Genomic DNA, 11,052 nt, shown 5'->3' with positions numbered 1-11,052 from the left:
TTTATGTACCGTGTCAGACAGTCAAGTTGGTGAGATCATGGCGTTTCCGGGTTCTGTGCAATTCCAGATTCAAGGGTTGAACTGCGCGTCCTGCGTGGGGCGTGCAGAGCGTGCATTGGCAAGTGTTGAAGGGGTCTCGGCGGCGTCGGTCAACTTGGCCGCCGAGACCGCCGAGGTCCGGTATGACGCACCTGCAACGCCCGTTCAGCTGATCGAAGCGCTGAGCGAGGCCGGATATCCGGCGGTGAGTCGCGAGGTGGTTTTGCGGCTGGAAGGGTTGAGCTGTGCGTCCTGCGTGCGGCGGGCCGAAGCTGCGCTCAGCGAAGGTGCCGGCGTGGTTTCGGCAGAGGTAAATCTAGCAAGCGAAACCGCACGAGTACGATTTATCGACGGTGTGATCCGTGCCGACGACGTTGCCGCACTGGCGAGCGGAGCTGGATACCCGGCAACGCTGGCTGAGGTTGCAGACGATACGGGTGCGCGCAAAGAGGCCGAGTTTGAGGCGTTAAAACAGCGCACGATATTGGCCGCGGTCTTGGCGCTGCCGGTGTTTGTTTTGGAGATGGGATCACATCTGATCCCCGGAATGCACCATTGGGTAGCGGGGTCAATTGGGCTTCAGAACAGCTATTACTTGCAGTTTGTGCTGACCACGCTGGTGTTGGCCGGGCCGGGACGCATGTTTTATGCCAAAGGGTTTCCGGCGCTGTTCAAGGGCGCACCGGATATGAACGCGCTGGTGGCGCTGGGCACGTCGGCGGCGTGGTCGTTTTCGGTGTTGGCGACCTTTGCGCCGCGTGCGCTGCCGGTGGGCACGGCGAACGTGTATTATGAGGCGGCGGCGGTGATTGTTGTGCTGATCCTGGCGGGGCGCTTGATGGAAGCGCGGGCCAAGGGGCGTACCGGCGCGGCAATCAAGGCGCTGGTGGGGTTGCAACCGCGCACGGCGCGGATTGAGCGCGCAGACGTTGTGGTCGAGGTGGCAATAGACGAGATCGCCGTGGGTGATCTGGTTCAAGTGCGTCCGGGCGAGAGGATCGCGGTGGATGGCGTGGTGGCCTCAGGCGCGAGCTGGGTTGACGAGAGCATGATCACAGGCGAGCCGGTGCCGGTTGAAAAAAGCGCGGGTTCGCAGGTTGTCGGTGGCACAGTGAACGGAACTGGCGCGCTGATGTTTCGGGCCGAAAAGGTCGGCGCGGAGACGATGCTGGCGCAGATCATCGAGATGGTGCAGCGCGCGCAGGGGGCCAAGTTGCCGATTCAGGGCTTGGTCGACCGGATTACGGCGTGGTTTGTGCCCGCCGTTCTGGCGGTCGCGTTATTGACGGTTATGGCGTGGTTGGCGCTGGGGCCGGAGCCGGTGTTGAGCCGCGCGCTGGTGGCCGGGGTGGCCGTTCTGATCATTGCGTGCCCCTGTGCGATGGGGCTGGCGACGCCGACGTCGATCATGGTGGGCACAGGCCGAGCGGCGCAGTTGGGCGTGCTGTTTCGCAAGGGCGATGCGTTGCAGACTTTGCGCGACTGTAAGGTGGTGGCCTTTGACAAGACCGGAACGCTTACTGCGGGGCAGCCGGAACTGACCGATGTGGTGCTGGCTGAGGGGTTTGAGGAGGTCGGGTTGCTGCGGCTGGCGGCAAGTGTTGAGCAATCCTCTGAACATCCGGTGGCACGGGCAATTGTGCGAGCGGCAGGCGCGGATCTCGCGCCAGCTAGCGCGTTCGAGGCCGTGGCCGGGTTTGGTGTGCGTGCGGTTGTTGAGGGGCGCAACGTTGCCATCGGCGCGGATCGGTTCATGGTGTCCGAGGGGGTGGCGCTGAACGAATTGCGCGAACAGGCCAAAATGTTGGCCAAACGTGGACGCACACCGCTTTATGTGGCCGTCGACGGGTGCGTTGCGGCGCTGATCGCAGTGGCTGATCCGATAAAACCTAGCGCCCGCGCTGCGGTGAAAGCGCTGCATGAGATGGGTCTCAACGTGGCGATGATCACCGGGGACAATGGTTCCACGGCCGAGGTGATCGCGCAGGAACTGGGTATTGATCATGTGCGCGCCGAGGTTTTGCCGGAAGGCAAGGTCGCCGCCATAGAAGCGCTACAATCCGAGGTGGGCGCGGTGGCCTTTGTGGGCGACGGAATCAACGACGCCCCGGCGCTTGCGCGAGCGGACGTGGGCGTGGCGATTGGCACGGGCACGGATGTCGCGATTGAGGCGGCGGATGTGGTTTTGATGTCGGGGGACGTCGGTGGCGTGGTGAACGCAGTGTCGATGAGCCAGCGGGTAATGCGTAACATTCGGCAGAACCTGTTCTGGGCCTTTGGCTATAACACGGTTCTGATCCCGGTGGCGGCAGGAGTGCTCTTTCCTTTTGGCGGTCCGATGCTGTCGCCGATGCTGGCGGCGGGGGCGATGGCGCTATCGAGCGTCTTTGTCTTGAGCAACGCGCTGCGGCTGCGCGGGATTGGTGTGCAAATCGATGTGCAGGCCCCTGGATCGGTACGCACGGGCGAGGTGACGGCATGAACATCGGCGATGTGGCGAAGCGGTCGGGACTTCCGGCAAAGACGATCCGGTATTACGAGGATATCGGGTTCATTACCCCCGCGCGCAGCGAAAACGGCTATCGCCATTTTGATGAGAAAGACCTGCACCGACTTGCCTTTATCGGGCGGGCCCGGTCATTGGGGTTCACGATTGAGAATTGTCGGTCTCTGTTGGCGCTATACGCTGACCAATCGCGCGCGAGCGCAGATGTGAAGCGCGTCGCCGAGGAAAATCTGCGTGAGATTGATGCCAAGATCGAAGGTTTGCAGGCGATGCGCGCGACCTTGTCGCATCTGGTGGGGGCGTGTGCGGGGGATGACCGCCCCGATTGTCCGATTCTGAAAGATCTGGAGCGTGGGGCGGTTTGATCCGACCCACCACCGTTGTGTTGGGCGCGGTCTGCACATAGCCTGAATTCATGGAAATTGTATATATTCTTGCCGCGGCAGTATTTGCCGCTGGTTGTGGTATTGCGATCTATGAACGGTGCAGCAAGCGGACAGTGTTGAAACATGATTTCAACAGGTTGCCGACAAGTCAGTCGGAAACAGATCGAGAGTGTGAGCGCGCAATGGCAGCCGTGCGAGATCATCATTCGCGTGATGGTGTCTGACAACAACGCCTTTGACCGCCCTTTGATGGACCATCATGCGATAGTTTTTTTCAATACATAGACCAACAATGAAATTTAATCGACCGGGCGGTCAGTAAATAGTTGTTAACTGATCAAGTAGTTGATATGAGACAGTGAGGAGACTGTACCGCTTGGTGATCCAAAGCGGTACGGGGCGGAGTATTGGCCCTGATGCTTTGGAAAAAGCATCCGGCGGGGTCGAGTGGCTCAAGGGAGGGCGGTGGACGTGCAATCCTTGTATGATCTGCTTGATAAGGCGGTTGAGTTTCTGGCGCGCGCGATGGCGATATTGGGCGGTGTGGTGCTGATTGGGCTGGTGATTATGACCTGTGTGTCGATCACGGGACGCGCCTTGATCCCAATCGGGTTGGCTCCGGTTCCGGGTGATTTTGAGCTGGTCGAAGCCGGGGTGGCCTTTGCAATTTTTTCGTTTTTGCCGTGGTGCCAATATACCCGAGGCCATGCGAGGGTGGATTTGTTGCAGTCCTTGCTGGGGCAGTTTGGCAACCGGGTGATAGATTTGATTGCCGATGTCATGATGCTGATCGCCGCCTATGTCATTGCGTGGCGCCTGTATCTGGGGATGTCAGACAAATTCGCCTATAAGGAAACCACTTTTATCCTGCAATTCGAGATTTGGATGGCCTATGCCGCGTCGCTGGCCGGGGCGGTGGTGTTTGCGGTTGTGGCTGGATTTTGTGTTTTGCGCAGTACGCGCGCCCTTTTTGGTAAGACGACGGAACAAACGGCATGAGCAATATTGAAATCGGCCTGTGGTCTTTCCCTGTTTTACTGGCGCTGATTTTCCTGCGCATTCCTATTGGATTGGCCATGATGGCGGTCGGTTTCGGGGGCACTTGGATCGTGTTTGGCTCGACCATGATGACGATGGGGCAGATGAAGCACCTCGTTTATGGCACTTTCTCGAACTATTCGCTGTCGATTGTACCGCTGTTCCTGTTGATGGGTCAGTTCGCCACGTTGTCGGGCATGTCCAAGGGGTTGTTCAAAGCGGCAGAGGCTTGGCTTGGGCACCTCAAGGGGGGTGTGGCGATGTCTGCCATTGGCGCCTGCGCCGGGTTTGGTGCGATTTGCGGGTCGTCTTTGGCGACGGCGGCAACGATGGGGCAAACGGCCTTGCCCGAGCTGCGCCGCTATGGATATAGCGGGCCGCTGGCGACGGGGACTTTGGCGGCAGGCGGCACGCTGGGTATTCTGATCCCGCCGAGTGTCATCCTTGTGATCTACGCGATCCTGACCGAGCAGAATATTGCAAAACTGTTTGTTGCGGCCTTTGTGCCGGGCATTCTGGCGGCAATTGGCTATATGCTGGTGATCGCGATTTACGTGCGTGTTGTACCGGGATCGGGGGATGCGCTGGAGCGCAAACCGATTGGTGAGCGCTTTAAGGCGCTGGCGGCTGTTTGGCCGGTGATTGTGATCTTCCTGACCGTGGTGGGTGGTATCTATGCGGGTATCTTTACGCCCACCGAAGCCGCGGCCGTAGGCGCTGCGGGCACCGGGCTGGTGGCGTTGGTGACGGGGGGCTTGAACCGGCAAAAGATCGTGAGTTCGATCCTGACCACAGCCAATTCGACCGGCATGATTTTCCTGATCGTGCTGGGCGCGGGTATGTTCAACAGCTTTCTGGCGTTGACGCAGCTGCCACAAACATCGGCGCAATGGGTGCTGGATCAGGGGTTCAGCCCGTGGTTTGTGCTGTTTTGCGTGTTGGTGCTGTATCTGGTGTTTGGCTGTGTGATGGACAGCTTGTCGATGGTGCTTTTGACGGTGCCGATCTTTTTCCCGATCATGATTTCACTTGATTTCGGGATGAGCACGGAAGAATTCGCGCTTTGGTTCGGAATTATTGTGCTGATCGTCGTCGAGGTTGGGCTTATCACGCCACCAGTGGGGATGAATCTGTTTGTGATTAACACGATGGCGCCAGATATCCCGATCAGCGAGACATTCCGAGGTACTGCACCGTTTGTGATGGCGGATATCGTGAGGGTCGCGATATTGGCGATGTTCCCGTCAATTACCTTGGCGCTTGTGTGGTTGATTTACTAGCGGTGCCGCAAAGGATTAGGCCCACAGGACTTCGACCACCAATTTGATGGATACGACGCCAAGCGCAATTTCGACCAATGCAAAGAAGATTTTCTCGGGCAAAACACGCGAGATTGCTGCGCCACACCATGCACCAAAGAGGGCCGCAGGTGCGAGCCATAAGGCTTGGCCAAAGCTGGTTGTCGTGATCTGACCAGCGACGATATACGGCGGTACTTTGAGCAGGTTCACCACGGTGAAAAAGATCGTCGTGGTGCCGAGGTAAACCATTTTGTCGAGCTTTTGCGGCAGGACATACGCCTGATAAGGCGGACCGCCCGCGTGGGAGATGTAGCTGGTCAGGCCAGCGACGCTGCCCCAAAGCAACCCGCGTGGGACGTCAGCGGGGCGCGCGGGGATCTCTGATTTGGAAAAGCGACTGCGCAGGGCATTGAACAGGAAAGTAAAGCCAATCACCGCCACAAGCAGTTTCACAGCCGAAGTGGGGACATAAGAGACCGCAAAAAAGCCGGTCAGGATGCCCATAATCGCGCCCGGGAACAGGATTTTCAGATTGCGCCGCGAGAAGGCTTTGCGGAACAGAAACACGGCGTACATGTCGGCCACAATAAAGATTGGCAACAACAGGCCAGCGGCCAGCGCCGGATCCATATAGAGCGACATCAGTGGGACAGCGAGCAGAGCGATCATTGGAACGCCGCCCTTGGACAAACCCATCAGGAATGCGGCGAGCGCAGCAACGATCCAGAAATCCATGAAATAGCCCCTTGCTGCGCGTGAGATCAAAATGCGCTTACAGGGAAGCTTGGGGATTGTCCAATGAGTGGTCCAAGGCTGGCGTGATTGTTCGCCAGCCTTGGTGACGTTCAGCGCGCGGCGGGGGGCGAGACCAAGAGATCGGCCGGCGGATCGCGCAGCAATTCTGCGGCGAAGCTGCCCAGTTTATGCATGGCGAGGCCGCGAGTGTGCGTGCCGCATACAATCAGGTCCGGGTTTTGTTCCGCGACCTGCTTGTCGAGCACCTGCGACAGGCTGCCAGTGATGATCTCGGGCGATGCCAAACCGTTTGGCAGTTTGGCCGAGCTCATCCAATCGTCGCGTTTCTCTTCGGTTTCACGGCGCACGGCACGCGACATCTCGGTGCCGCTGGAGCCACCGGTCAGCCCGGCAAAGGGTACATGCAGAGCGTGATAGCTGCGCAGTTCGGCCTCGGGTGCGATGACAGAGGCTGCGCGCAATGCGTTGGCGCAGGCTTGGGAAAAGCTGACCGGGGCGAGGGCGGTTTCATAGTCGCCATCATTCAGGTCTTTGACGATCAGCACGGGAACCATGCTGGCCGCGACGATGCGTTCGGAGGTGGATTCACGCAGGCTGTCGAGGAAGCCACGGCGGCGGTGCACACCCAGCACCAGCAGGCCAGCCTCTTTAGCGACAGCAAATTCATTGACCTGCTCAACCGGGTCACCAAGCAGAACATCGACGCTGGTTTGTGCATCCAGATCCAAGGTGCTGAGATAGGTTTCAAGGCGCTCTTTGATATTGGTGGACAGGTCGGCGACCATGTCCTCGGGCATGGCGTCATCGACGATCGACACAACATGGGCATGGGCCTGAAGCTTGGCCGCGAGGCGCAATGCCCGGTGCAACGCCCGATCCGAGCGCGGAGAAAGGTCGGTGGCAACTACAATGGACTTCAACAGAACCTCCGTGAGAGAGTTTGGATGCGTGAACCGCTTGATCTGTAACATAGGAGAGTTCTGCGCGCGGTCAAAGGGCGGTTGGCCGAAATGCCGCGGGGATTGCACATTTCCTTGTGAGAGGCCGCGGTTACGGAGTGCTATGTTAGGTTCAAATCCTAAGACGTGTCATTGCGCGACAACCAGTTCAGGAAATGCGTCAACGGTTCACTGGCCTGTTTGGTCTTTGGCCAGACGAGAAAGTAAGTGCCGCCTGCGTCAATGTAGCCAGCGCTGGCGGATACAAGGCGGCCACGTTGGAATTCTTGCTCTGCCAGAAACTCAGGCAAAAGGGCGACACCCAACCCGGATACTGAGGCTTCGACCATGTTGGTGAACTGATCAAACAACATGCCGCGAAGCTGTGGCGCGTCGTGCCCATGCGCCTTGAACCAGTCCTCCCACGCTCCGGGGCGGCTATCCAGATGCAGCAGGGGCTGTTTCAAAAGAGCGCCCGGTGACAAAGGAAGTGCTTCGGCAAAACCGGGCGCGCAGACCGGTATTATGCGTTCTTTGAGCAAAGGCCGGTGGTGCGCGCCGCGCCAATCCGCAGCGCCGTAGTGGATGGCTGCGTCAAAGTCTTCGTTCTCGAAATCAAACGGTTTGATGCGTGTGCTTTGGTTTACAAGAATGCCGGGATGCGTGGACAGAAACCCCGTAAGGCGCGGGCCCAGCCAATAGGGCGCGAACGACGGCAAAACCGCGAGGTTCAAGCTGGCCTTTGCGCCCGCTGCTTTGACCTTGAGGCTGGCGCGGGCGAGACTGTTCAGACACACCCGCACAGATTGTGCATACGTCGCGCCGGTGGCGGTTAGTTGCAGGTTTTTGCCAGAGCGGACGAAAAGCGCGACGCCCAATTGTTCTTCCAAAACCTTGAGTTGACGGCTGACGGCGGAGTGGGTCAGCGACAAATCCTCAGCCGCAGCCGAGGCTGTGCCGAGCCTTTCAACAGCTTCTAGGGCGAGTAGGGAGTTGATTGAGGGGAGAAAACGGCGCGGTGCTATCATGTGAGTTTTTCTCCAGTGATTGTGCGCAGATGTCAATTTTTATCGTTGTTTTTGGCGTCTATCTTTTCCACAAGCGCACAAGGTGGGGGCTGGGTTGAGTGTTCACAGCCCTTTTCCGTGACCGGTCCGTGTTGCTGTGTTGGAGATTGCAGAGAGTGTTCAGTTAAGTGAACAGAGCGGCGGCAAGGTTGCGCACCTGCCCGAAATGAGTAAGGAATAATCACATGTCATACAAAGACATTCTCAGCGCGGCGGGATTGTCCGCATCTGACCTGAGCGGTGGCACACTGACTGTTCAGACACCTGTAGACGGGTCCGAGATTGCACAGCTGGCTGTGCACGACGTTTCGACAGCGAATGCCATGATCGAAAAGTCCCACGCAGCCTTTCTGGTCTGGCGCAGCGTTCCGGCACCGCGCCGGGGCGAATTTGTGCGGCTATTGGGTGAAGAATTGCGCCGACAGAAGCAGGCATTGGGGGCGTTGGTGACGCTGGAATGCGGCAAGATCCTGCAAGAGGGGCTTGGTGAAGTTCAGGAAATGATCGATATCTGCGACTTTGCGGTTGGACTGTCGCGCCAGCTATATGGTCTTACAATTGCATCTGAGCGGCCCGGTCATTCGATGCGCGAGACCTGGCATCCGATGGGGGTGTGCGGTGTGATCACCGCGTTCAACTTTCCGGTCGCACCGTGGTGCTGGAACGCGGCATTGGCGCTGGTGTGTGGTGACCCGGTGATATGGAAGCCATCGGAGAAAACACCGCTGACCGCGCTGGCGGTTCAGAAGATTTGCGAAAGTGTGCGTGCGGAGTTTGGCGAAGACGCGCCTGAGGGGCTGACGCAGGTGTTGATTGGCGAGCGTGATTTGGGCGAGGCGCTGACGGCGCACAAGAATGTTGCACTGATTTCGGCAACCGGATCGGTGCCGATGGGGCGTGCAGTGGCTGCTGACATGTCCAAACGTCTGGGGCGCACCATTCTGGAGTTGGGCGGCAACAATGCGATGATTGTTGCTCCGTCAGCAGATTTGGAAATGGCACTGCGCGCGATTGTGTTTTCGGCCGTGGGGACCGCTGGACAGCGATGCACGACGCTGCGACGGTTGATTGTGCATGAAGATGTCTATGACGCGCTGGTGCCGCGGCTTGTCACAGCCTATCGGGGATTGCCTATCGGCGATCCGCTGGAGGATGGTACGCTTGTTGGTCCGTTGATTGATGCGCAGGCATTGGCGGCGATGGATGCAGCGCTTGAGACAGCGCGTGGCGAGGGTGGCACGGTGCATGGCGGCGGTCAGGCGCTGCGTGCGACGCATGCCAACGCGGCTTATGCGCATCCGGCCATTGTCGAAATGCCCGAACAGTCAGAGATTATGCATCATGAGACATTTGCCCCCATTCTGTATGTGGTCAGATACCGGGAGTTGGATGAGGCGATAGCGCTACAGAATGCCGTGCCGCAAGGGCTGTCATCTTGCATATTTTCGACCGATATCCGTGAGACGGAATATTTCCTGTCCGCCGCTGGTTCGGATTGCGGCATAGCAAATGTGAATATCGGGCCGTCTGGTGCTGAGATCGGTGGCGCGTTTGGCGGCGAAAAGGACACCGGGGGTGGGCGTGAAAGCGGTTCGGATGCGTGGAAAGCCTATATGCGGCGCCAAGCCAACACGGTGAATTATTCCCGCGAGCTGCCGTTGGCGCAAGGAATCAGGTTTGACATCTGAAAGAGAAGACATCCTCTGGCGGGAGAGCCATCAGGCGGGACCGGAAGCGCGCGCAGTTGATCAATCGCTTCGGGTTGACCTTTTGGTTGTTGGCGCGGGGTTCACCGGCTGCTCGGCCGCATTGGAGGGCGCACAACTAGGCGCTTCCGTTGCGGTTCTGGAGGCCAATACCATTGGCCACGGAGGATCGGGGCGTAATGTCGGGCTGGTCAACGCGGGGCTTTGGCTGCCGCCTGACGATATTGTCAAACACCTTGGGGAAACTGTCGGGGCGCATCTGGTCAATGTGCTGAGCCGTGCGCCAGACGCTGTGTTTCAGCTGATCAAGGACCATGCGATCGATTGCGAGGCGACGCGCAACGGCACATTGCATCTGGCGCATGCGCCATCCGGTTTGGACGAGTTGAAACGACGGTTTCAGCAGGGTAACCGATCGGGTGCCCCGGTTGTGTTGTTGGATGCAGAGGAGACGGAGCGCCGGACAGGTTCCACTGCATTTTTCGGCAGTCTGTTCGACCCAAGGGCCGGGACAATCCAGCCGCTGGCCTATGTGCGCGGTTTGGCCAGGGCGGCGCAGAGCGCTGGCGCACAGATATTTGAGCATTCGGCGGTCCAGAAGATCCGGCGTGTCGACGACATTTGGGTTGCAGATGTCAACGGGCATCAGGTGCGGGCACGGTATCTTTTGGTGGCGACAAACGCCTATGCAAGCCGTCTGGGGCCGTATTCAAAACCGGAATTTGTACCTGTTTATTACAGTCAGTTCGCGACAGCCCCTTTGTCGGAGGCCCAGCGTGAAACCATCCTGCCTGGAGGCGAAGGATGTTGGGACACGGACATGGTCATGAGTTCGGTGCGCGTTGACACCGAGGGGCGTGTGATTGTTGGCGGGGTTGGCAATGTGACAGGTGGTTTGGGTGCGGTGCACAGGACCTGGGCAGCGCGTAAGCTTGCGCAGATTTATCCGGAGCTGTCCGGAGCCGCGTTTGAGCACAGTTGGTCAGGGGCTATTGCCATGACGGCGAACCATCTGCCCAAAGTGCAGAGCATTGGCCCGGATGGGTTGTCAGTTTTTGGGTTTTCGGGCCGGGGAATCGGGCCGGGGACCGTTTTCGGAAAATGCGCAGTTCAGGCGATGTTGTCGGGAGATATGACGCGCGTGCCGGTGCCGATCACGGACACGTATCGCGAAGGTTTCAAGGTGGCAAGGACGGCTTATTTCGAGCTTGGGGCGGGGGTTGCACATGCGCTGAACCGCTTCCGGGGCGGGCGCCCTAGGCGTGTTTGAGCAGCCGCTTTGTGGCGGCAAAAATATGCGGTGTTTTCAGATTTC

At 58.7% G+C, this 11,052-nt stretch carries 9 protein-coding genes; 6 read left to right on the top strand and 3 right to left on the bottom strand.

The window, feature by feature from the left end:
* Positions 1–37: 37 nt before the first annotated feature.
* The 4 genes from CLV88_RS04205 to CLV88_RS04185 all read left to right on the top strand — a co-directional run bounded on the left by CLV88_RS04205 (position 38) and on the right by CLV88_RS04185 (position 5,249).
* A complete protein-coding gene (locus CLV88_RS04205; protein WP_106607143.1) occupies positions 38–2,521 on the top strand; it encodes a heavy metal translocating P-type ATPase in 2,484 nt (827 codons plus the stop codon).
* Entirely contained in the window at positions 2,518–2,910 is a 393-nt protein-coding gene (gene cueR / locus CLV88_RS04200) for a Cu(I)-responsive transcriptional regulator (protein WP_106607142.1), read from the top strand. The genes CLV88_RS04205 and cueR overlap by 4 nt, the downstream gene beginning before the upstream one ends.
* A gap of 492 nt (positions 2,911–3,402) precedes the next feature.
* Positions 3,403–3,930, top strand: a complete 528-nt coding sequence (locus CLV88_RS04190; RefSeq protein WP_243403568.1) for a TRAP transporter small permease — start codon at positions 3,403–3,405, stop codon at positions 3,928–3,930.
* Positions 3,927–5,249 carry a TRAP transporter large permease gene (locus CLV88_RS04185; RefSeq protein ID WP_106607140.1) on the top strand — a complete coding sequence of 441 codons (1,323 nt, stop codon included), beginning with the start codon at positions 3,927–3,929 and terminating at the stop codon, positions 5,247–5,249. The genes CLV88_RS04190 and CLV88_RS04185 overlap by 4 nt, the downstream gene beginning before the upstream one ends.
* Before the next feature lie 15 nt (positions 5,250–5,264).
* On the opposite strand, the gene CLV88_RS04180 is transcribed toward CLV88_RS04185, so the two are convergent.
* The 3 genes from CLV88_RS04180 to CLV88_RS04170 all read right to left on the bottom strand — a co-directional run bounded on the left by CLV88_RS04180 (position 5,265) and on the right by CLV88_RS04170 (position 7,992).
* Entirely contained in the window at positions 5,265–6,005 is a 741-nt protein-coding gene (locus CLV88_RS04180; protein WP_106607139.1) for a sulfite exporter TauE/SafE family protein, read from the bottom strand.
* Between the two features lie 110 nt (positions 6,006–6,115).
* Complete coding sequence (locus CLV88_RS04175; protein WP_165798801.1) at positions 6,116–6,946, bottom strand: universal stress protein; 831 nt, start codon at positions 6,944–6,946, stop codon at positions 6,116–6,118.
* 158 nt (positions 6,947–7,104) lie between these two features.
* Positions 7,105–7,992, bottom strand: coding sequence for a LysR family transcriptional regulator (locus tag CLV88_RS04170; RefSeq protein WP_106607137.1), 888 nt, complete (start codon positions 7,990–7,992; stop codon positions 7,105–7,107).
* Between the two features lie 224 nt (positions 7,993–8,216).
* On the opposite strand from CLV88_RS04170, the gene amaB reads away from it, so the two are divergent.
* Complete coding sequence (gene amaB, locus CLV88_RS04165; RefSeq protein WP_106607136.1) at positions 8,217–9,719, top strand: L-piperidine-6-carboxylate dehydrogenase; 1,503 nt, start codon at positions 8,217–8,219, stop codon at positions 9,717–9,719.
* Positions 9,709–11,007, top strand: a complete 1,299-nt coding sequence (locus tag CLV88_RS04160; protein ID WP_106607135.1) for an NAD(P)/FAD-dependent oxidoreductase — start codon at positions 9,709–9,711, stop codon at positions 11,005–11,007. Before amaB ends, CLV88_RS04160 begins: the two co-directional genes overlap by 11 nt.
* Positions 11,008–11,052: the final 45 nt, after the last annotated feature.

The sequence above is a fragment of the Shimia abyssi genome, from assembly GCF_003014475.1.
In the GTDB taxonomy this organism is placed as follows: Bacteria; Pseudomonadota; Alphaproteobacteria; order Rhodobacterales; family Rhodobacteraceae; genus Shimia; species Shimia abyssi.
The sequence above is the reverse complement of the archived record's forward strand: the minus strand, read 5'-3'. Positions and strand labels throughout refer to the sequence as shown.